Source organism: Acinetobacter sp. ANC 5045 (assembly GCF_004331005.1).
Classification (GTDB): domain Bacteria; phylum Pseudomonadota; class Gammaproteobacteria; order Pseudomonadales; family Moraxellaceae; genus Acinetobacter; species Acinetobacter towneri.
The window spans coordinates 60709-82417 of sequence record NZ_SJNS01000007.1; the positions used below are offsets into that span (position 1 = coordinate 60709).

Below are 21709 nucleotides of genomic sequence, written 5' to 3' on the forward strand. Positions count from 1 at the left end.
ATTCCATCATTTATTTTGATGCACGCATTTTTGCGGGGAAAGTCGGCGCTTCTAAACGTGGTCCATCGTAGTCTGGTATTGTGCCAAAACGAGGATCATGATTGACCCATTGCTCACGTGCAATGCTGAGTTCCTCTTGGGTACGACCGACGAGATTCCACCACAACAAAATTGGCGACTCAAAAGGTAAACCGCCCAATAGCAACAGACGCGCACCCGCATGTAAATCTAGCTGAATTTCGGTTAAGCCCGGTTCAAGCACCAGCATATTTTCATCGTTTAATTCATGCCCATGCACAGTGGCTGTGCCTTCCAGCATCATCAAACCATATTCAAATTTAGGATTCAGCGGCAAACGGGTTGTCGTGCTGGTTTCACTATAAATATCTACCCCTAGCAACTCACTATGTACTAATACTGGTGAAGTGGTATTTAAAAATTCACCAACTAAGATGGTAAATTCCACTCCATCTAGCAAAACCACAGGCAAGTCAGGGTAATGATCAAAACGTGGCGCCATATTGCGCTGATCATCAGGTAAAGCAATCCACAGTTGCGCTGTATGCATGTGTGTTTCGGTGTCGGGAGCAACTTCGGTATGTGAAATACCATAACCCGCGGTCATTAAATTAACCTGTTTGGGACGAATCAATTGCTTAGTACCCAAACTGTCGGTATGCATAATGCTGCCTTCAATCATCCAGGTGAATGTTTGCAAACCAATATGTGGATGCGGCCCGACGTCTAAGCCTTCACCTTGTGGAAAATTGACAGGGCCTGCGTGATCCAGAAAACACCATGCCCCAATCATGCGTTTATGCCGACTCGGTAAAGCACGTTTAATTAAAGTTCCCTGCCCAATTTCAGCACTACGCAGTGGAAATTCCTGTATAAATTGCTTGACGTACTTATCACAATCGTCTGAATTGGAAAGCTCGGTATAATTGCTGTTGCTCATCCTATACCTCTTATATTTCTGTAAATTCCTTGACTATTAAATACGCTAAATCACTAACGAAGAGCAAGATGAAATTTGTTGTTCTGATTTTTATGGTTCAAACTTGAACTACACCTTAAAATATATGGCATAATTTTGACCAAAATTTAAAAAAAATAGAGAAAATACCCAAATTTAGGGAGGTTATTTTTTCTGCATTTTGCGCATAATCCTCACTATAAGTTGTCAATTTGAGTAAATATCGCTATGTCTGTAAAAGCTCGAATGGGGGAACAGACCCGTTCGAAGATTTTAAGCAATCAGGAAGCCTCAGAAAAACTTTTAAAAACAACTGAGTGTGATCTTGAAAACCGACAAGCAATTGAAAAAGCATTGCAGCACCCTGCTGCGCAACTTCCACCACAATTTGAAACACATTTTTATCAACACCAAAATTTACATCAGCGTCGTTATTTACGCCAAGTCAATTACATTGGGCAAATGACGTTCCTGCTGTATTTCTTTATCGATTATTTCATCATTCCAGATGTCACTACGCTCTCGGCCACACTCCGTCTCAGTGCTGTTGTATTGGCGCTGATTGGCAATTATTTCTGCTTTAAATTGATCAAAGATATTCGCCTGCTGGATTTAATTTTACCGGTCAGCGCCACACTGTGCTGCGGTATTTGGTTCTATATCCTGTCGCAATCACAAAGCCCTTGGATTTCCACTTATGTTTATGCCTCGGTCATTTTTGTACTCATGGCCAATCTGTGTATTCAAGTGCGTTTCCGCCCTGCGGTCTATAATTCATTGGTCATGAGCGTACTCATGTTTTTTGGGGTGATTTCCCTCACCAACTTGCAGGATGCCTTAGTTTTTATGGTGATGTATATCCCTGTATGTTTGTTGAGTTTGTATATCAGCTGGATCAATACCCTAAATGCCCGCCATCACTTTTTACGCAGTTTGCTGGATGACTGGAATTTTCATACCTTGCAAGCCTTGGCGCATACCGATGAACTGACCCAACTCAATAACCGACGTCAGTTTGTACACATGGCAGAACACAAAATTCATGCATGGCCTAAATCTGAATCGGTCTGCTTACTAATGTTTGATGTCGACTTTTTTAAACAAATTAACGATACCTATGGGCACGATATTGGAGATCGAGTCTTACAAAATATTGCAGACATTGCCCGTAAAGAAATGCGCCGCAAGGATATTTTGGCACGCTTTGGCGGTGAAGAGTTTATTGCACTGCTTAGTGAAACCAGCTTAGATGAAGCACTGATGATTTCAGAGCGCTTAAGACAAAAAATTGCTCAGCATGAAATGTGCATTGATAAAAAATGTTTTAATTTTACGGTCTCCATTGGCGTGTCGAGTTTAAAACCACAACAAACCGACTTGCAGACCCTAATTAAAGAAGCCGATTTGGCCTTATACCAAGCCAAACAACGTGGACGAAATTGTGTCATCAGTTTTGATGTGGGGATGCCTGAGCCCCCTAAATCTACGGTAAAAAAAGAAATTAAATCTTGGATTGTTTAGCAGGCATAAAAAAGAGCACATGGAGTGCTCTTTTTTTATGTGCAAGAGGAAAGCTAGCTGCCGCAAGCATCTTGCACCCATTTTAAAAGCCGTGCTTTAAAATGGGCTCATGTCGTAAAACTGGCAAGCAGCAGTGCTGCTTGAAACCCCTAGCTGCCGCGCGCATAGCGCTTGGCGTAATTCAGGCACGAAGCAGTGCTTCGTGAAATCCCTGAATTACTCCCATTCAATGGTTGCAGGTGGTTTAGATGATACGTCATAAACCACACGTGAAACCTCTGCAATTTCATTCATGATGCGCGTTGAAATACGGTCAACCAAATCATACGGCAAGTGTGCGAAACGTGCAGTCATAAAGTCCACTGTTTCTACGGCACGTAGTGCGATTACCCATGCATAACGACGGCCATCACCTACGACACCAACTGATTTTACAGGTTGGAATACTGCAAATGCTTGAGCTGTTTTGTCATACCAGCCACTTGCACGTAATTCCTGCATGAAAATATCATCAGCTAGACGTAAAATGTCTGCATATTCTTTTTTCACTTCACCCAAAATACGCACGCCCAAACCTGGACCTGGGAATGGATGGCGGTAAATCATGCTGTGTGGCAAGCCTAAAGTGGTGCCAAGTTTACGAACTTCATCTTTAAACAAATCACGTAATGGTTCAACCAATTCAAAAGCTAAATCTTCTGGTAAACCACCCACGTTGTGGTGTGATTTAATCACATGCGCTTTGCCTTGTTTGCTGGCTGCAGATTCAATCACGTCTGGGTAAATCGTACCTTGTGCCAAGAATTTCACGCCATCCAGCTTACGTGCTTCTTCGGCAAAAACTTCAATAAATTCACGACCAATGATTTTACGTTTTTTCTCTGGATCAACTTCGCCAGCCAATGCACCCAAGAAACGCTGTTCAGCGTCGGCACGAATCACGCGAATCCCCATGTTTTCTGCAAACATTTGCATCACTTGATCGCCTTCGTTCAAGCGCAACAAACCATTGTCTACAAATACACACGTTAATTGATCGCCAATGGCTTTATGCAACAATGCCGCAACCACAGAAGAATCCACACCGCCCGACAAACCAAGCAATACTTTTTCATCGCCAATTTGCTGACGTAATTGCTCTACGCGCAGGTCGATGATGTGTTCTGGTGTCCATAAACCGCGACATCCACAAATTTGATGGACGAAGTTAGACAATAACTCTGCACCTTTTGCAGTGTGTGTCACTTCTGGGTGGAACTGAATCCCATAGAAACGGCGAGTTTCATCAGAAATCATTGCCACTGGGCAGCTTGGCGTGCTTGCAGTAATTTGGAAGCCTTCTGGAATACGTGCCACTTTATCGCCATGGCTCATCCAAACGTGCAATTGGTTTTCACGGTCTTGCAAGTTACCAATCAGTTTGTCACGTACCAAAATATCGACTTCGGCATAACCGAATTCATGCACTGTACCCGCTTCAACTTTACCGCCCAATTGTTCTGACATGGTCTGTAAACCATAGCAGATACCCAGTACAGGTACGCCTAAGTTAAATACAATTTCAGGTGCGCGTGGACTACCCGCTTGGTGAACACTTTCAGGTCCACCCGATAAGATAATACCGTTTGGATTAAATGCACGAATGTCTTCTTCCGACATATCGTAGGCATACATTTCAGAATATACGCCCGCTTCACGAACACGACGTGCGATCAGCTGGCTATATTGCGAACCGAAATCCAGAATCAGGATACGATCTTCAGTAATTTGAGTATTGGTAGTCATGACAAACAACTATAGAAAGGCAAACGAATTAAGCGCGCTATTCTAGCATTTTTCCACGCCTTGCGCACACTATTCAGACAATCCTAAAAATGGCTATTTTTCTTCGTGATATTGCAGTGACCACATACTCTAAGTTTTAAAAGACTATGCATTTTCTATGGCATAAAAAAAGCAACCTTCTTGAAGATTGCTTAAATTGTTGAGCTGATGTGGAAATCAATGACTTACTTTTTTGCTTCCAAAAGATGGTCTAGACTTATTTTGCCTGCACCGTAAAGCATGATGTAGAAGAAACCGCCAGCCAAACCAATATTTTTCATAAAACTCAGCGCATCTTCTGGTGCAGCATGGAATAAAAATGCAGTTAAAAGACTAAAAACACCTAAACCCAAACCCACGACACGTGCTTGTAAACCGAATAGAATTGCCAAACCACCACCAAGTTCTAGCAAAATCACCAAAGGTAGCAATGAACCTGAAACACCCATAGCTTGCATATAGCCCACTGTTGCATCATAGCCTGCAATTTTTCCCCAACCAGATACAATAAATAAATACGCTAAAAAAGCACGTGCAAATAAACTTACAATGGCTTGCACACTTGCTTTTTCGACCACACTTTTTAACACAACATTTGGATTAAACATCAGATCACCTATATTTTTGATTCATTCTTGAAGACAAATACATCTTAGTTTTTTCAAAATTCAGGATAAATACGCATTTAAAAGACATGTTGTTGCATCTATGCAACGAAAAAGAACCGATGTGGCTGGTCTAGCATCCCTAAAATCACTGTGAAAATTATTTACCTTTTCATACTGACTTTCCGCCTGTGGACTGCTAGGATTTGAGCACACTTTCGCTTGTTTTTTCCCATGGAACTGATTGATTTTATATTACACGTCGATGAACATTTGCTCGAATTCATCACCCAATATGGGGTATGGATTTACGCTATTTTATTCCTGATTATTTTTGTAGAAACAGGCTTGGTGGTCATGCCGTTTTTACCTGGCGATAGTTTACTGTTCGCGGCAGGCGCATTGGCTGCATCGACAGGAGTGATGGATCCGTGGATTTTGGGTATTTTATTGTTTACTGCTGCGGTACTCGGTGACACCCTGAATTACCACATTGGTAAATATATTGGTCCACGGGTTTTTGAACTGGAATCACGTTTTATCAATAAAAAACATTTGATCGAAACCCAGAAGTTTTTTGAGCGACACGGCGGAAAAACCATTATTTTTGCGCGTTTTGTGCCTTTTGCGCGTACCTTTGCGCCCTTCGTGGCGGGTGCAGGCAGCATGAATTATAAATACTTCCTGACCTATAACGTGATTGGCGCTTTTTGCTGGATCGCGTCGTTTATTACACTCGGTTATTTGTTTGGCAATATGCCAATAGTGAAAGACAATTTCACCCATTTAATTTTCGGCATTATTATTTTAAGTGTCTTGCCTGGAGTGATTGGTTTTATTCGCCAAAAACTCAAGAAAAAAACTGCTTAAGTTGTGAAATTCTTTGGGCATGCCTGTTGAACAGTGCTGCCCTTATCCATTCAAAATAGGTGAGATGAGTGCTCAACTCACCAAAAATCTCTAAATCTTTAGAAAAAACGTGCTACCACTGGCAGCATACACACCACCAACAGCAAAGCCGAGCCTTTATATAACAAATCTGCCGTCACTTTATTGGTTTCTCGCGCCAAAACTGCTCGCCCAAAAGACATCCAAAATAACGCTGTTGGCAATAAAATCAGACCAAATAAGACATAGACCATGGCAAAGTTGGTCGGGTTATCCCATGTTTCTGTAGGCAAAATACCTGCCGCAAATAACAAGGCTTTCGGGTTTTTAAAAGTCGAAAAAAATAATTGTGCAGGGCGAATGGCAGAGTGCTTTTGACAATGTTGTTCTAAATGTGACTGCTTCCATAAATGAAAAGCCATCCAAAATACATAGCCCGCACTTAAAACATGCAGAATATCAATCAAATAAGGCCAAATTGGCGCACTCAAATGAATGAATAACGCCCACAGACTAATGGCATACATATAACCAAAAAACTCTGCGGGAATCAGCAGACTGGTTTTGGCAATGCCTTGTTGGTGGGCTGAGCTTGCCAATAGCGCATTGGTCGGGCCAGGAATCATCAAGACCGCAATCATTGCTAGGACAAAGAGCCAACTTTCAATCATAAACACCAGAGCATGCAAATCAAAAATAGGAGCACACCTTATATGAAAGCCATTGAAAATGACAAGTTTTTCTATCTGGCAGGACTGACCCAAGGGTATAAATAGAACAGAAAATAAAATTAAGTTTTTGTTTTTAAAATATTAGATTGAAATCAATCTTGAATTATCTTGCTACATTTTTTAAGCAATGGTGCTGCAAAAATGACAGCACCACGGACGAAATATTCGTAAACCCTAAAATTTAAGATGTTGCGGGTTTGAGTTTGACAATAATCGGGCAAGCTTTAAATTTTGCTGCTTGCACAATGGCTTCTTGCTCACCTAAAAGACGTGCCAATTCTGTTCTTTTGGTATTGGATGACTGTCCCATATTGACAGAAACACTCGGTGCAACGCCCCAACCGCCACGGCTGCCCCAACCACCGCCTAAACCGATACCCACACCAACACCTGTACGTTTCGGTGCTTCAACACCGCTTTCAATATATTGCTGAATACGGTTATATTCGCTTTGTAATTGTTGGCAATTCAAAGCCTGATAATGTGTAGGCGACACATAGCTAGGTTTCACTGTGGTCGCACAAGCCCCTAGCAATAAACTACTTGCCGCGACAAGACCAATTGCAAATGTTTTCATGTCTACCTCTGTATCACGCTTGCTCAATTTCATTGAACAATGATTGATAGGCCTGCGTCAATTTATGATCTGTTGCCAAATGAATTAATGGCAAATTTTTATGATGTGATTCTTTCATCAACACCGAAGGCGGTAACATACTATTCAAAACAGGCAAACCTTCATCTTTGAGTTGCTGCACCACTTCACGCGGTAACTTGGCCTGTGCCTGATATTGATTCACCACAATGCCTTCAATTTGCAAGTTTGCATTGTGGTCATCCTGAGTTTCCAACACATTTTCAATCAAACTTTGCAAAGCACGTTTAGAAAAGACATCGCAGTCAAATGGAATGAGCACCCGATCTGCAGCAATTAATGCCGACAAGGTAAAGAAGTTAAATGCAGGCGGGGTATCAATAAACACGCGGTCATATTGATCGGACAATTGTTGCAAGGCATCGCGCAGTTTGTAAATTTTATGTTTCGATTCAAGTGCGTGTGCCAAACCGCCCAATTGCGGACTCGCAGGGATCACATCCAAATTTTTAAATGGCGATTGATGCACATAGGCTTCTAAACCTTTGCTGCGGTTTTTTAAAATTGAGCCTAAAGCATTGCCCAGTAAACCTTTGGATTGGTTTGCACCCAACACTTCTTCAAAGTAATTTTCGATGTTGGGTTCAAGCGCAGGCTTGTCGGCAGAATAAGTGGCATCATCACCCAATAAATATTGGCTGGAGTTGGCTTGCGGGTCGAGGTCAATCACCAATGTTTTTAAACCCTGATGCGCACTGATTGCAGCCAAATTGACGGTAATACTGGATTTTCCAACACCACCTTTCTGATTAAACACCACACGTGTGCGCATTGCCGCCCCTCTTTTCAATTTTTGTTGTGACATCACTTCAGTTTAACTGAGCTGTAAATATTCTTGCCGAATTATGTCTAACAATTCACCAGTGCTCAAATATGCAGCCAATCTTTTGCCAATATTTACATACATTCAATGCTCGTGAGTTCACACCCACGAGCAACATCCACAATAAGATCTGCTGACTTAGCCAAAGCTTGGCTTTAACATCACCAAACCTAAAATGGCAAAAAATGCGACTAAGGCTAAGCCCCAACCAACACGGCGTTGAATCAACAAAATACTGTCATCTTTTTTATACGCTTTGATTAAAGATGACAGCATCACCAAAAATAAAATAATTTTGGCATAAAACCATGTTTCGACTTGAAAGTCTTTTAAAAACAAAGCAATGACACCTGTCACTACAATCAACGTCAGTGCTGAATGTTGCAATGCAACAAAGACTGTCCACGCTTTAGGATTAGGCGAGTTATTTTGTGTGCCCTTAAACAAAGTCATGGCACGTACAAACAGCACCAATAATAATAAAGCCGCTGCAGCAACGTGAATGGTATTCAGCATTCCTAAATTTTCCATTTATTTCAATCCATTACGATGTTTTTGGTGCGTGGGCGCATTCTGGACTGCTGGTGTCTTGTCCCTGCCATTCAGATGCAACAAAGGCATGAATTGCCAATGCATGAATTTTACTTGGGGCGAGTAAGTCACCCACAGCAGCATAAATTTTTTGATGACGTTGTACGGCGCGTAGCCCCTGAAAATCTTCACTCACCATCACCACTTTAAAATGCGACTCTTTACCCGGGAAATAACCGCCATGTCCTGCAGATTCGTTCACCACCTCTAAATGGCTTGGATTGAAAACGGCTAAGCGTTGTAGCAACTGTTGTTCTAAGCTCATGCTTGTATTTCCCCGAATGGTTTTAAAAGCTCTCTGAAGTATAACGTGTTCTGTGTGATTCGCAGCATCTTGCCGTGAGGATTCTTCGATTTACGATTCGCACCACTTTTCGTTATGAAATTTAGGCTGATGACTGCTGTTTTTTCTAAAAATGTTGTTTATTTATTCAGTCAGTACAACGATATGCAAAAAATGATTGACCCTATTTTTGCATCATGTATTATACACCGCATGCGGGAATAGCTCAGTTGGTAGAGCACAACCTTGCCAAGGTTGGGGTCGCGAGTTCGAGTCTCGTTTCCCGCTCCAGATTCTAAAAGCCCCAGTCGAATGACTGGGGCTTTTTTATTGTTGTTTTATTCAATATTTTACTTCATAAGAAATTTTTATACTTAAAAAAGTAAGTTTACAAAAGTGCTCTTTCAAAACTGTGAACAAAAAACCGTGTAGATGATGCTCCAGAGTATCAATCATACAAGATAAAAAAAACTCCAAAACAAAAGATAGTATTAGCTACTACTAAGTGGCTTATGTTAAACAAGATCAGCTTGCCTAAATCCTAAATATTGATGCCGCGGAGCCTGTTAATAATTTCTGTCATTGCTTCTTAATAAAAAAGCAACTAATATGCTTCTTACATCACAAAAAAGCAATAAATATGTCTACACTAAATAAGTCTTTACTACAGCAAGTCAAAAAAAGACGAACCCTATTGGGTTTAAAGCAAGTTGATATGCAATCACGTACAGGCATTTCAAGACAGCAGTACCAAAAACTGGAAAGTCAAGGCAATCCTCGATTAGATACCTTAGAAATTATTGCGGCAGGACTAAATGCTCAACTGATGCTCATCCCAGATGATAAGGTTCATTTGATTAGACAATTATTGAATGATGAAATTAAAGTCACTATTGAAGATCAAGATGACTTAATGTCTAACCCATGGAAAGGTCTTCTCGGAGGAGAGGAACCATGAATACTGTTGCCGTCCTGAAATTAACATTACATCACGTTGTCGTTGGATACTTGGCAGGATTTCAGAGCGGAAAAAATATTCTGGTTTTCACAGATTCTTTTCACTTGGATCAGCAACGTCCGACCTTGAGCTTGCTTACTTCCCCTTTATATCCTCAAGCGGATAAGATTTTAGAAAAGACCTATGTTACACATCAGCGCTTACACCCCTTGCTATCAAATCTGCTACCAGAAGGTGCATTACGCGAACTCATAGCACAAAGCCTCAAAATACATATAGACAATGAATTTCAGTTATTGGCAGCTTTAGGTCATGACTTACCTGGGGCACTGATTGCAACCCCAGTAGATCCAGAAGAAATCCCAGATGGAATAAAATTTAAGCTTCAGATCTCGAATCCAGATCAGATATTAAAACAAGAGATTCGGACAAATAATAAGTTTTCCTTGGCTGGCGTCCAAATGAAGTTTTCCATGAAAGCCAAAGATGGGCGTTTTACATTAGCACAGGCAACGGAATCCAGCCTACTCGGTGATTGGATTGTCAAAACTCCTTCTACCAGACATGCTTTTGTTCCGCTGAATGAATACTCTATGATGATCCTTGCCAAAATGGTCGGAATAGATATCCCAGAGATTCGTTTGGTAGATATGGCACTCTTACAAGACCTTCCACCATTAAATCTACCCCAAGAGCAATATGCTTTTGCAATTAAGAGATTCGATAGGCAGAGTACTGCTAATACTACAGAGCTTATTCATATTGAAGATTTTGCTCAGATCTTTGGTTCATATCCACACCAGAAATACAGCACCACAAATTATGAGCAGATCGGTAAGATCATTTATCACTATTCAGATAACAAAATTTTTGATATTCAGCAATTTGCCAGCCGTTTACTCGTCAATATTTTACTCGCCAATGGAGATGCACACTTAAAGAACTGGAGTATGATTTATCACGATAAAACAACGCCAAGATTATCCCCTGCATACGATATATTGATGACAAGTGTATATATTGAAAATGAGCGTCATTTCGCCTTAAATCTTGCCAAAAATAAAGATTGGTATTTAGCTGAGATGAAACACTTTGAACAATGGGCTGAAAAAGTCGGTGTTCCATGGCGTGTTATTGAAAAACAACTTCACGCGATCATGGACAAAGCACGGTCGGTATGGCCAGTGCTATTACTAGACTTACCTATGATTTCTGTTCATAAAGAAAAATTAAGAGAACATTGGAAAAAATTGCATCCGGACTTTCAGATACTTACAGATGATTAGGGTAATCTGAAACCAAACTAAAATTTCTCAAACAAGTTCATCACGTCATTTTCCGTCAGTTTCGCTTCGCCTTCATGATCTGTACTTAGAATAGAGTGTGCCAGTTCTGCTTTATTTTGCTGTAAGGCAAGAATTTTTTCTTCTATGCTTTTATTAGTAATCAGCTTATAGACAAATACCGGCTTGTCCTGTCCAATCCGCCATGCACGATCTGAAGCTTGATCTTCAGCAGCAGGGTTCCACCATGGATCATAGTGAATGACCGTATCTGCGGCAGTTAGATTCAAACCGACCCCTCCTGCTTTCAGACTGATTAAAAATACCGGCACTTGTCCAGACTGAAACGCTGTAATGACTTCATCTCGCTTTTTGGTCTTTCCAGTCAGCTTCACATAGCCAATTTCTGCGTGATGGAACTGTTGTTCAATCAGTTCCAACATTGAGGTAAACTGAGAGAAGATAAGAATTTTTCGCCCCTCTTCCACCATTGGAACGACCATATCCATCAACTGTTCAAGTTTGGCAGAATGCGCCTGCCCAATTTTCACTGAATCCAGCTTTAGTAAGCTAGGATGGCAGCACACCTGACGTAGCTTCAGTAAGGCATCTAAAATTTGAATTTGACTACGTTTAAAGCCTTTTTCTGCCACAATTTTCTGAATGCTTGCCTGCATCGTGGCACGAACAGCCTCATATAACTTGGATTGCTGGTCATTCATATCAATATTGACTTCAATCGTGGTTTTTTCTGGCAACTCTTTGGCTACGTCAGTTTTCAAGCGACGTAAAATGAAGGGCTTAATCCGGTTGACCAACTTTTGTCTTAACTGCTCATCACCGCGCTTTTCAATCGGATGACGGTACTTTTTATTAAAAATTTCTTGTGAATATAAAAATCCTGGCATCAGGAAATAAAATAGTGCCCACAGCTCACCCAAATGATTTTCCATAGGTGTACCAGTTAGACATAGACGATGTCGCGCTGTTAATTGCCGTACTACCTGTGCAGCTTTGGCGCGCGGATTTTTGATATTCTGCGCCTCATCCAAAATGAGTTGATGATATTCATATTGCTTTAGTTGCTCTTCATCTCTCGCCAGAAGCGGATAAGTGGTTAACACAATATCATAGTGCGGAATCTGCTCAAAATACTGATGACGATCGGGCCCCTGTAGCAGCAATACCTTGAGCTCTGGGGTAAATTTCTCCGCTTCTTTGAACCAGTTATGCATCAGCGATGTGGGTGCAACAATTAAGGCGGGACTATCCTGCAAATATCCAGCCTGCTTTTCCATGAGTAAATGGGCTAAAGTTTGTGCTGTTTTCCCCAAGCCCATATCATCTGCCAGAATCCCGCCATGCTGGGTTTCCCTTAAAAACTGTAACCAGCCTAAGCCCTGCTGCTGGTATAGACGCAACTCCCCCTGAAAACCTTGTGGTGTCGGCAGTTGTTGCTGATAGCCTTGTTTGAATTTATGTACAAATTTCTGCAGGCGATCACTGACCTGCCATGTCATCCCAAGATTATGCTGCAATTCTAATAATTGACTCGCATCATAGCGATCAATACTGCGCTCTTCTTGCTGTAAAATGCTCTGCAAATGCAATAATACCGGCTTAATATCCCTAGCGGATAGCGCCAAATTAGGTTGATCAACTGCAGTTTTCACGGTGAAAATTTGACTGTCATGCAGATGAATAAAAGTCCGCGGATCAAGTAAATCAGGATTTACTCGCACCAAAGCTACGAGCGCATCAAGTAAATTATAAGAATTGCCTGCACTGTCTTGAACCGTCGCCCCGATATTGAACCAGTCCTGCTGGCCTTCAGATTCAGTGATAGAAATATTTAAATTTTCAACATATTGCAGGTTAAAGGAGCTGTGTTCCAGATGCTCTATCTGCCATCCAATCAATTCAATTTGATTGATGGGCATCAGCTGTTTGATCCAGTCTCCATAGAACGCAAAAACCATAGAATCGAGACGTTGTTTATCCAGTTTTAATTGCTGGTCATAACTAAGATCTTTCACCCACTTCAGTGATTCGACCAATAGCTGTAAACGCTGGATTGACTGTTGTTCCTGAACTAAGTCCCGAAGCTGTCGCACCATTTTGTCATGCTGCTCACCAATGAAACTGTCACCTGATGTACCTGCTTTAATTCGCCCGCCTGCATAGGAGAATTCAATTTCAGCACAAACAGACTCTTCCCATTTCCAATCAAATTTATCTAAAACACCGAAGCGTAAAATTGGCTGGGGACTACCCTCAAGGACATCAATATGCTGAATAGACTCGGGCTGAGGCAGATTTTTCACGTCTGAATATTGATGAGTCAGTTTCTCAAACTCTGGCAAGAGCATAGATGGAAGATCAGGCATCTGTAAAAAATGGTACAGAAGATTTGCCGTATATTCACCATATAACTGGCCCACCGTGTTCTGTTGAATATCCACATAACACGGTGGCTGGCTAGCGAGAATTTGGATATGTGGATTTGATTTTAAATCGAGTCGAATATCACCATTGACCAATTCAATATTTAAATGCTCTGTCTGTTTGTTTACACCTTGTTGCCAGATCAGTTCGATGTGATAGCCTTGTTCTGACCATTGAAGTGCAGTATGGCTCTTTTTTTGCCAGTACACATCGCCACTTTGAATAAAAGATTTGAAATGCTCCAATAAAATTCCGGAGATATCAAGATTGCTTTGATAAAAACGTTCGTCACTGTTTATTTTGGCATAATAATAAATCTGGTTAAATAATTGTCGTTTTTGTTCAGGTAAAGTCAGATGCTTTCTGGTGATATTTTCATATTGGGTATAATAACTTTCCCCCGCAATTGAGCTGTTTTTATTGCGTCTGGCCTTCTGAACATCAACTGTCAATTTCTTTAAGCTGACAGACTGATCTAACAGGTAAATTAAATAATTGTTTGTTTTGACAGATTGCTCTGGTTCAGTCTGTTGTAAATACCGTTTAAAATCATTCAACCAGCGCTGTGCCTGATCATCCCCCCGTAGGCGTTTTGCGATTCCCTGCGGGGATTGAGAGTCAGCATAACGCTGCTGAAATTCCTGGCGATATTCCTGAAAGAATAACCGCGCTAAAGCAGCAGCATGTTTACAGTTATATCCAACCGGACAAGTGCAGTCGTCATCGATTAAACGGTCTTTTTGGGGATTATAGGTAATTGCGGTATCGTAATAATCTGTTCCTTCAATTTGGGCATACATCGTAACCCCGTCTTTTTCCTCAAAGAACTCAATCGTTTCCCTATCAATGTGTTTAGCATAGCTCAGACTGCGCTGAAGAGTTGCAGTACTAAAGCGAGATAGAAAATTGATCAATGAGGACATAATTACCAGAAACCAAAAATGTTTATACAATCATAACGGACAAAGGTGTCATTTCAGAATAGTAGCCGAACGGCCCAACCTGAGCATAACTTGGATTCACTCAAAAGGAATATTGTAAATAAAGACTACTTTTTGCATAAACATTCAAAGCCAAACCTCAATATGTCTACATCATCACAGCATGCATTTCCCACACATATTGACTGCGCATCAATTGCTTTAATTGTTTAAGGTCTTGATATTTTTCCAGTATCTCTTGCGCTCGAGCTAATTTTTGTTGAACATGTCGATAGTCTTGCTCATATTTTCGATACAAATCCTGCACTTTAATTTTACGGTTAGAATATAAAAACTGACTCCAATTAAAAGAGTAAATAATGTCATCTACTTGCATTTGCAAAGTTTCTAACTGTTCTTCTAAAAGCAGGTTATACGCTTTTAATTGTTGATTGGCGAAAGACAAATTATGCTGCTGACCCAACTGAATTTGCAAATTTAACAATGTCAATAAATCATTGGCTTCATAAGCCTGATTGGCTTGCTGCATCAATACGGTTTTTTCTTGTTTTTTCTGCTCATCTTGCTCACGATCTGGGTGAATCCACGCTGTAATTTTTAAGTAAATCGCTTTAATGGACTGATTTGCTAGTTTCTTGGCTTCTTCACGCTGTTGCTGTTTTTTTGCTGCTTTGGCTTTTTCACGGGCAATTTGCTGTTCGGCAAAAGCTTTTTGCGCACTACTCAACTGACTTAAAAAATCCAGCTCCTCTTGTTCTTGCATTTTTTGTTCAAATTTTTTTATAAAGTCATCTAAATCTAATGGATCATGCTGAAAATCAAAAAAATCTAGATCTAGGTCATATTCTTCACAAAGAAAATGCTTCAAACTTTCTAGCTTGAGCTGTGCCAAGCGCTCTTGTTCAGACTCATCATGTTCAAAACTATTTTGTTCACATTGTTCAACATTTTCGTCTTCTGACTCTGTTGCTGTTTTAGCTTCAGATCTTAAATCCACATCATCTGTGTCTAGCAATTCAATATGATGCCCATAACTGTTCAGCAATTCTGTTAAAAACTGAACTTGTTCGGTAGACATCTGCTGCGAATCCAAAAGTTGTAAACTGAGTTGCTCAATTTTTTGATCCAGCTTAGTTTGCTGGGCTGCCGTCACTTTTTGTTGTTTTTGCTGAAGCAATTGTTGAATTTGCTGAAATATAACTTCACGCAATTGCGCATAAGTCGGTAAAATTTCACGGCTGGCACGTGCCTGAATATCGGCTTGTGCGGTCTGCCATTCATTCAAACGTAGCTGTTCCTGCTCAATTTTTTGGCATAATTTCTGAAATTTTTTCTGTGGCGCAGAAAGTTTCTGCTCTGGCTCTAAAGTACTTTTCTGTAATTCCATCTTCAATCATATCGAACACATAAGTCTGAGCCGTATTTTAACCAACTTCTTACTCATTAAAAACATCTTTGCCCATCACCACATCTTTTCTCATCCATAGTCTTTGACCTGAAACATCTTCAAGCAATTGATCTTCCATTCTATACAGCACATTACACATAGTTCGATTATCATAGGCAGCAATACGATTTTTCCAAATATTTAGGACAATACATGAGCACATTAACCTGTTTTAAAGCCTATGACATTCGCGGAAAATTGGGCACAGAACTCAATGAAGAGATTGCCTATAAAATTGGTCGTGCTTACGGACAAATTTACCAACCCAAAACCGTTGCGATTGGTTGCGATATTCGTCTTAGCAGCGAAGGCTTAAAGCAGGCCACCATTCGTGGTTTAAATGATGCAGGGGTCAATGTGCTCGACTTGGGAATGACAGGCACAGAAGAAGTCTATTTCGCAGCCTTTCATTTAGACGTGCAAGGTGGCATTGAAGTAACTGCCAGCCATAACCCCATGGACTACAACGGCATGAAACTGGTACGTGAAAATGCACGTCCGATTAGTGCCGATACCGGCCTAAAAGACATTCAGGCTTTGGCAGAATCGGGCGAATTTACCCCAGTTGAGCACAAAGGTAGCACTCAAAGCTACAATATTTTGCCTCAATTTATTGACCATTTAATGACTTATATCGAGCCTAGCAAAATTCGCCCAATGAAACTGGTCATGAATGCAGGCAATGGCGCTGCAGGACATGTGGTCGATGCGATTGAGCAAAAATTCAAAGCTCTGAATATCCCTGTTGAGTTTGTCAAAATTCACAATGATGCCGATGGTACTTTCCCCAATGGTATCCCGAACCCAATTTTAGTGGAAAACCGTGATAGCACCCGCAATACCGTATTAGAGCATCAAGCCGACATGGGCATTGCGTGGGATGGTGACTTTGACCGCTGTTTCTTATTCGATGAAAAAGGCCAATTTATTGAAGGCTATTATATTGTCGGCTTATTGGCACAGGCATTTTTACTCAAACAAGCAGGTGAGAAAATCGTGCATGACCCACGTTTAGTCTGGAATACCTTTGATGTGGTCGCTCAATATCAGGGTGAAGCGATTCAATCTAAATCTGGGCATGCCTTTATTAAAGATGTAATGCGTGAACACAATGCTGTTTACGGCGGTGAAATGAGTGCACACCACTATTTTCGTGATTTTGCCTATTGTGACAGCGGCATGATTCCTTGGTTATTGGTGCTTTCTGTGTTGTCTGAAACAGGAGAATCGCTATCAAATCTAGTCGAAGAAATGATTGCCAAATTCCCATGTTCGGGGGAAATTAACTTTAAAGTGGCCGATACTCAAGCCACCATCCAAAAAATCTTTGAGCATTATGCTAGCCAAAACCCAGCAATTGACCAAACCGATGGCGTGAGTCTTGACTTTGGGGCATGGCGTTTTAATGTGCGTGCGTCAAATACCGAGCCTTTATTGCGCTTAAATATTGAAAGCCGTCGTGGCCACAATCCACGCCCGATGCAGGACTATGTGGATGAGTTGACGCAACTCATTCAAGCCTAATCTGAAAAATCAAAGTAATAAAAAATGGGAGTCAAAACTGACTCCCATTTTTTATGCCCTAAACTTTGTGGCTGAGTGTATGGCTAGAATGATTAATCTTGACGATAACCATTCGGATTCTGCTTTTGCCAGTTCCAGCTATCGGCCAACATATCTTCTAAAGCATATTGTGGTGTCCAGCCCAGTTCTTGCACAGCACGGCTGTTATCTGCAAAAGAGGTCGCAACATCGCCTTCACGACGTGGTGCAAACTCAAATGGAATCTGCACACCATTGACCTGTTCAAAAGTATTCTTCACTTGCAGCACCGAAATTCCATTACCCGTACCAATATTCCAAGCACGGCAACCCTGGGCAGTCAAACGGTTATTCAAGGCACATAAATGCGCGTTGGCCAAATCGACCACATGAATATAATCGCGCACACCAGTACCATCTGGCGTGGGATAATCCTGCCCAAAAATTGACAGTTTTTCACGACGTCCCACCGCCACTTGGGTGACATAAGGCATTAAATTATTTGGAATACCTTGTGGGTCTTCGCCAATGCAGCCACTTTTATGTGCCCCCACAGGATTAAAATAACGCAATAGCGCAATCGACCAACGTGCATCAGCAAGGGCTGCTTTTTGTAAAAGCTGCTCCACAATCAGCTTGGTATAGCCATAGTTATTGCTTGGCATACCCGTTGGCATCTCTTCATTCAACGGCGAAATATTGGATTCGTCATATACTGTAGCCGATGAACTAAACACCAGTTTAAAGACATGCGCGCGTTGCATCGCCTGGATCAAGCTAATTGAGCCCGCAATATTGTTATCAAAATAGCTCAATGGAATTTGTTGGCTTTCTCCCACTGCTTTGAGTCCTGCAAAATGAATCACCGCATCAATTTGATGTGCAGCAAACACAGCATCCAAAGCAGCAGCATCACGAATATCACCCTGAATAAACTGCAAGGTTTTGCCCGTCAGTTGCTGCACCCGCGCCAATGACTCTGCCGAGCTATTGGACAAATTATCTAGCACCACCACGCTGTGCCCTGCATTCAGCAACTCGACACAGGTATGTGAACCAATATAGCCCGCACCGCCTGTTACTAAAACATTAGCCATCTATTTTTCCTAATAAAATTTTTAATAAACCTTGAGTCGATGCATCGAGTGCCGATAAATCCTGTTGCTGCCCATTTAAAATAGGCAAAAGCTGATTGGCAATTTCCTTACCTTTTTCTACGCCCCATTGGTCAAAGGGATTGATATTCCACAGCACCGATTGTACAAAGACTTTGTGTTCATACAAAGCAATCAACATGCCTAAGCTATACGGATTGAGTTCTTGCAATAAAATACTGCTACTTGGCTGATTACCACTGTACTGCTTATATGCCGCTAAGCCCTCTAATTCCTGCTGATCTAAGGCCTGATTACCAAAGGCCAAAAGCCGCGACTGCGCCAAGCAGTTGGACAAGGCCAAATGATGCTGCTCTACCAAAGCCTCAGCATTTTCCGCATAGGTAAATTGATTGGCATTATAACGCTGCACAGGGGCAATAAAATCACAGCTGACCGCATGTGTCCCTTGGTGCAACAATTGATAGAACGCATGCTGTGCATTCGGCCCAACCTCACCCCAAACAATCGGGCAGGTATCCAAGCTAACCGCCTCGCCATTACGCTGAATCGACTTGCCATTAGATTCCATTTCTAATTGCTGTAAATACGAAGCGAAGTATTTTAAACGTCCATCATAAGGCAACACCGCATGAGTCTGAATATTCAGGAAGTTATTATTCCACACCCCCAGCAAACCCATCAGCACTGGGATGTTCTGATCAAATGCAGCATTTTGAAAATGCTGATCAACCGCATGTGCACCTGCTAAAAACCGCTGAAAACCCGCAACGCCAATGGTCAGGGCAATCGGTAAGCCAATACACGACCATAACGAATAGCGACCACCCACCCAATCCCAAAGCAAGAGCTGATTTTCAGGGCAAATGCCCCAAGCAGTCATTTTATCGGCTTTGGTGGATACCCCAATAAAGTGATGTTTCAGAATTTGCGCATGTGTACCCAAAGCCTTTTCTAGCCATTGTTTCACCGTTTGCGCATTGGATAAGGTATCAATCGTACCAAAAGACTTGGACGAAATAATAAACAAGGTCGTTTCAGGACGTAGACGATGCAGCAATTCGGATAGCTGACTGCCATCCATAGTGGATACAAAATGTACATTCAGTGGTTTTTCAGTTGCCACTTTAAAATCAGATAAGGCTTGGGTCACCATCAACGGGCCTAAATCTGAGCCACCCACACCAATATTGACCACATCCTGAATCACTTCACCAGTGGCACCACGGTATTGGCCTGCATGAATTTTTTCCACCAAGGCATACATACGCTCAAGCTGGGTATGGACTTGCTCAGTCAATGCAGCGTAGGCATCGGTCTGTTCGGAAGCGCTTGCTGCTGTGCTAGGCGCAGGCAAACGCAAGGCCCAATGCATCGCATCGCGCTGTTCGGTATAGTTGATTTTCTCTGAGCCAGTTGCCGTTGAAAATAAACGTCCAATCCATTCAGCAAGCTGACTCTGCTTGGCAAACTGAACCAAGGTCTGCAACACCTTGGCATCAATCCGATGCTTGCTATAGTCAAACAGCACACTGTCCAAAGCCACCGAGAAACGCTGAAAACGCTGCGGATCTTGAGCAAACAGCTGATTTAAATGCAGTTGCTGAAACTGATGCTGCAATTGTTGTAACTGCGGCAAGGCATTGTCATTTGGAGAGATCGAACTTTGCGTCTGTGGCATTGTGCTACGAATCATTAGCGACCGACTCCCATATAAGCAAAACCTTGTGCCTTCACAAATTCAGGATCATAAATATTACGACCATCCAAAATCAGCGGATGCTGCATCTGCTGCAACAAAGTTGGATAATCCAAACTCCAATATTGTTTCCACGCGGTCAGCACACATAATGCCGATGCACCTTCGACGGCTTGATATTGGTCTGTACATAAAATTAGATCATCGCGCTGACCATACTGTGCCACAATTTCAGGCAAGGCTTGTGGGTCGTGCAATTTGACCGTCACACCCTGCGCCCACAACGCAGGCAACATCACATGAATGGGCGAATGTTGCACCCTTGCGGTATTTTCTTTAAAGGCTGCGCCCCAAATAGCCACAGTTTTGCCGTTTAAATCGCCCTGATAATAATTCCACAACTTTCTAAACAAGAGTTCTTTTTGTTGTTCGTTAATGTCCCAGACCTGCGCCAACAGCTGACTTTTCACCCCTGTGGTGGAGACGGTACTGGCCAGAGTCTGAATATCATGACTAAAGTTTTCACCACCAAACCCTGCACCGGGGTACATATACGATGCACCAATACGGCTATCTGCTGCCATACCCTGTCGCACATGTTCAATATCAATCCCTAGTTTTTCTGCCACCACTGCCAAGTCATTGATATAACTGATACGAGTCGCCAACATGCCTGAAATACTCAGTTTGGTAAATTCTGCATCCAACACAGGCATAAACAGATATTGCTGCGCACGTGGGAATAAGGGGCGGAGTAATTCTTTGAGTTTGACTTGTGCACGTTCATTTTCACAACCCACCGTGAGTTGCTGTGCGCGGGTCATACTTTGAATGGCATTGCCCTCTTGAATCATGTCGGGCAAATACATCCAGTCATCTTGTGGCAAGATTTTTTGCAGGCGCTGTGTGCCATTTAAACCCAAAGTCGAGGCATTGATCATCAATTTAGGGTGAATGATCGGACGTTGTTGCAACTGCCCCAAAACGGTTAAGGCGTGTGCTTCTTCAGTCGGGTTCAAACTGAGTAAATACACATCCACATCTAAAGGCAATGCAGCAAAATCACAATAGTGTAAAAAGCCCTTGCTGCATTGTTGTTGTAATAACAGGCTCAAGGCTTGGTCTTGAAAACTGAGATGTTGCTGTTCTAGTGGATGCGCAGCATCCTGAAAGATATCGCACCAATAGACTTGATGCCCACATTCTGCCAAGAGTGCAGACATCACGCCTGCATAGAGGGTTTTTCCAAAGACTGCGACTTTCAAAATGTGTTCCTGTGTATTGGTTGATGCTGTTTATTTCATGAGGTTCCTCTCTTTATTTAAGGGAGGTTAGGAAGGATTTTTACATTTCATCCTTTCCTACTGTTCCTCCCTTTTTAA

The 21709-nt window shown here is 41.8% G+C and carries 18 protein-coding genes and 1 tRNA gene; 6 read left to right on the forward strand and 13 right to left on the reverse strand.

Annotated features, from left to right (window positions below; translation table 11 throughout):
- Positions 1-10: 10 nt before the first annotated feature.
- Positions 11-958 (reverse strand): pirin family protein, encoded by a 948-nt coding sequence (locus E0H79_RS07505; RefSeq protein WP_004970229.1) that lies wholly within the window; start codon positions 956-958, stop codon positions 11-13.
- Positions 959-1204: 246 nt separating this feature from the next.
- Here E0H79_RS07505 and E0H79_RS07510 point away from each other — a divergent pair, with 246 nt between their 5' ends.
- A complete protein-coding gene (locus E0H79_RS07510; RefSeq protein ID WP_171458217.1) occupies positions 1205-2497 on the forward strand; it encodes a GGDEF domain-containing protein in 1293 nt (430 codons plus the stop codon).
- 216 nt (positions 2498-2713) lie between these two features.
- Here E0H79_RS07510 and guaA read toward each other — a convergent pair whose 3' ends face one another.
- Both guaA and E0H79_RS07520 read right to left on the reverse strand, forming a co-directional pair.
- Positions 2714-4282 (reverse strand): glutamine-hydrolyzing GMP synthase, encoded by a 1569-nt coding sequence (guaA, locus tag E0H79_RS07515; protein ID WP_131261279.1) that lies wholly within the window; start codon positions 4280-4282, stop codon positions 2714-2716.
- A gap of 224 nt (positions 4283-4506) precedes the next feature.
- Positions 4507-4929 (reverse strand): DoxX family protein, encoded by a 423-nt coding sequence (locus tag E0H79_RS07520; RefSeq protein ID WP_131261280.1) that lies wholly within the window; start codon positions 4927-4929, stop codon positions 4507-4509.
- A 231-nt stretch (positions 4930-5160) separates the two neighbouring features.
- On the opposite strand from E0H79_RS07520, the gene E0H79_RS07525 reads away from it, so the two are divergent.
- Positions 5161-5796 carry a DedA family protein gene (locus tag E0H79_RS07525; protein ID WP_096902210.1) on the forward strand — a complete coding sequence of 212 codons (636 nt, stop codon included), beginning with the start codon at positions 5161-5163 and terminating at the stop codon, positions 5794-5796.
- Positions 5797-5894: 98 nt separating this feature from the next.
- Here E0H79_RS07525 and E0H79_RS07530 read toward each other — a convergent pair whose 3' ends face one another.
- The 5 genes from E0H79_RS07530 to E0H79_RS07550 all read right to left on the reverse strand — a co-directional run bounded on the left by E0H79_RS07530 (position 5895) and on the right by E0H79_RS07550 (position 8879).
- Complete coding sequence (locus tag E0H79_RS07530; protein WP_131261281.1) at positions 5895-6485, reverse strand: LysE family translocator; 591 nt, start codon at positions 6483-6485, stop codon at positions 5895-5897.
- Positions 6486-6726: 241 nt separating this feature from the next.
- On the reverse strand, positions 6727-7122 hold the full coding sequence (locus tag E0H79_RS07535; protein WP_131261282.1) for a hypothetical protein: 396 nt from the start codon (positions 7120-7122) through the stop codon (positions 6727-6729).
- A gap of 13 nt (positions 7123-7135) precedes the next feature.
- The gene (locus tag E0H79_RS07540; RefSeq protein ID WP_070155018.1) at positions 7136-7972 is read right to left on the reverse strand and encodes a ParA family protein; all 837 of its coding nucleotides are present in this window, start codon (positions 7970-7972) and stop codon (positions 7136-7138) included.
- A 189-nt stretch (positions 7973-8161) separates the two neighbouring features.
- Entirely contained in the window at positions 8162-8554 is a 393-nt protein-coding gene (locus E0H79_RS07545) for a SirB2 family protein (RefSeq protein WP_131261283.1), read from the reverse strand.
- A 13-nt stretch (positions 8555-8567) separates the two neighbouring features.
- Positions 8568-8879 (reverse strand): BolA family protein, encoded by a 312-nt coding sequence (locus E0H79_RS07550; RefSeq protein ID WP_096902208.1) that lies wholly within the window; start codon positions 8877-8879, stop codon positions 8568-8570.
- A 233-nt stretch (positions 8880-9112) separates the two neighbouring features.
- On the opposite strand from E0H79_RS07550, the gene E0H79_RS07555 reads away from it, so the two are divergent.
- The 3 genes from E0H79_RS07555 (at position 9113) to E0H79_RS07565 (ending at position 11141) form a co-directional block, all read left to right on the forward strand.
- Positions 9113-9188, forward strand: a tRNA-Gly gene (locus E0H79_RS07555).
- Between the two features lie 349 nt (positions 9189-9537).
- Positions 9538-9855: a helix-turn-helix domain-containing protein gene (locus tag E0H79_RS07560; protein WP_004883943.1), complete on the forward strand. Its 318-nt coding sequence runs from the start codon at positions 9538-9540 to the stop codon at positions 9853-9855.
- On the forward strand, positions 9852-11141 hold the full coding sequence (locus E0H79_RS07565) for a type II toxin-antitoxin system HipA family toxin (protein ID WP_004970273.1): 1290 nt from the start codon (positions 9852-9854) through the stop codon (positions 11139-11141). Before E0H79_RS07560 ends, E0H79_RS07565 begins: the two co-directional genes overlap by 4 nt.
- Before the next feature lie 17 nt (positions 11142-11158).
- Here E0H79_RS07565 and E0H79_RS07570 read toward each other — a convergent pair whose 3' ends face one another.
- Together E0H79_RS07570 and E0H79_RS07575 are read right to left on the reverse strand one after the other, a co-directional pair.
- The gene (locus E0H79_RS07570) at positions 11159-14506 is read right to left on the reverse strand and encodes a DEAD/DEAH box helicase (protein WP_131261284.1); all 3348 of its coding nucleotides are present in this window, start codon (positions 14504-14506) and stop codon (positions 11159-11161) included.
- Positions 14507-14672: 166 nt separating this feature from the next.
- Positions 14673-15911 (reverse strand): hypothetical protein, encoded by a 1239-nt coding sequence (locus E0H79_RS07575; protein WP_131261285.1) that lies wholly within the window; start codon positions 15909-15911, stop codon positions 14673-14675.
- A 213-nt stretch (positions 15912-16124) separates the two neighbouring features.
- On the opposite strand from E0H79_RS07575, the gene E0H79_RS07580 reads away from it, so the two are divergent.
- Positions 16125-17495: a phosphomannomutase CpsG gene (locus tag E0H79_RS07580; RefSeq protein WP_131261286.1), complete on the forward strand. Its 1371-nt coding sequence runs from the start codon at positions 16125-16127 to the stop codon at positions 17493-17495.
- Positions 17496-17587: 92 nt separating this feature from the next.
- Here E0H79_RS07580 and galE read toward each other — a convergent pair whose 3' ends face one another.
- Genes galE through E0H79_RS07595 form a run of 3 tightly spaced genes read right to left on the reverse strand, consistent with a single transcriptional unit; the run spans position 17588 to position 21592 of the window.
- A complete protein-coding gene (galE, locus tag E0H79_RS07585) occupies positions 17588-18610 on the reverse strand; it encodes a UDP-glucose 4-epimerase GalE (protein ID WP_131261287.1) in 1023 nt (340 codons plus the stop codon).
- A complete protein-coding gene (gene pgi, locus E0H79_RS07590; RefSeq protein ID WP_131261288.1) occupies positions 18603-20324 on the reverse strand; it encodes a glucose-6-phosphate isomerase in 1722 nt (573 codons plus the stop codon). The genes galE and pgi overlap by 8 nt, the downstream gene beginning before the upstream one ends.
- Entirely contained in the window at positions 20324-21592 is a 1269-nt protein-coding gene (locus E0H79_RS07595) for a nucleotide sugar dehydrogenase (RefSeq protein WP_131261289.1), read from the reverse strand. Before E0H79_RS07595 ends, pgi begins: the two co-directional genes overlap by 1 nt.
- Positions 21593-21709 lie beyond the last annotated feature (117 nt).

Excerpts from the sequence above, each read along its gene's own strand:
- E0H79_RS07505 (WP_004970229.1), bottom strand. The coding sequence starts at position 958 with ATGAGCAACAGCAATTATACCGAGCTTTCCAATTCAGACGATTGTGAT.
- E0H79_RS07510 (WP_171458217.1), top strand. The coding sequence starts at position 1,205 with ATGTCTGTAAAAGCTCGAATGGGGGAACAGACCCGTTCGAAGATTTTA.
- guaA (WP_131261279.1), bottom strand. The coding sequence starts at position 4,282 with ATGACTACCAATACTCAAATTACTGAAGATCGTATCCTGATTCTGGAT.
- E0H79_RS07520 (WP_131261280.1), bottom strand. The coding sequence starts at position 4,929 with ATGTTTAATCCAAATGTTGTGTTAAAAAGTGTGGTCGAAAAAGCAAGT.
- E0H79_RS07525 (WP_096902210.1), top strand. The coding sequence starts at position 5,161 with ATGGAACTGATTGATTTTATATTACACGTCGATGAACATTTGCTCGAA.
- E0H79_RS07530 (WP_131261281.1), bottom strand. The coding sequence starts at position 6,485 with ATGATTGAAAGTTGGCTCTTTGTCCTAGCAATGATTGCGGTCTTGATG.
- E0H79_RS07535 (WP_131261282.1), bottom strand. The coding sequence starts at position 7,122 with ATGAAAACATTTGCAATTGGTCTTGTCGCGGCAAGTAGTTTATTGCTA.
- E0H79_RS07540 (WP_070155018.1), bottom strand. The coding sequence starts at position 7,972 with ATGCGCACACGTGTGGTGTTTAATCAGAAAGGTGGTGTTGGAAAATCC.
- E0H79_RS07545 (WP_131261283.1), bottom strand. The coding sequence starts at position 8,554 with ATGGAAAATTTAGGAATGCTGAATACCATTCACGTTGCTGCAGCGGCT.
- E0H79_RS07550 (WP_096902208.1), bottom strand. The coding sequence starts at position 8,879 with ATGAGCTTAGAACAACAGTTGCTACAACGCTTAGCCGTTTTCAATCCA.
- E0H79_RS07560 (WP_004883943.1), top strand. The coding sequence starts at position 9,538 with ATGTCTACACTAAATAAGTCTTTACTACAGCAAGTCAAAAAAAGACGA.
- E0H79_RS07565 (WP_004970273.1), top strand. The coding sequence starts at position 9,852 with ATGAATACTGTTGCCGTCCTGAAATTAACATTACATCACGTTGTCGTT.
- E0H79_RS07570 (WP_131261284.1), bottom strand. The coding sequence starts at position 14,506 with ATGTCCTCATTGATCAATTTTCTATCTCGCTTTAGTACTGCAACTCTT.
- E0H79_RS07575 (WP_131261285.1), bottom strand. The coding sequence starts at position 15,911 with ATGGAATTACAGAAAAGTACTTTAGAGCCAGAGCAGAAACTTTCTGCG.
- E0H79_RS07580 (WP_131261286.1), top strand. The coding sequence starts at position 16,125 with ATGAGCACATTAACCTGTTTTAAAGCCTATGACATTCGCGGAAAATTG.
- galE (WP_131261287.1), bottom strand. The coding sequence starts at position 18,610 with ATGGCTAATGTTTTAGTAACAGGCGGTGCGGGCTATATTGGTTCACAT.
- pgi (WP_131261288.1), bottom strand. The coding sequence starts at position 20,324 with ATGATTCGTAGCACAATGCCACAGACGCAAAGTTCGATCTCTCCAAAT.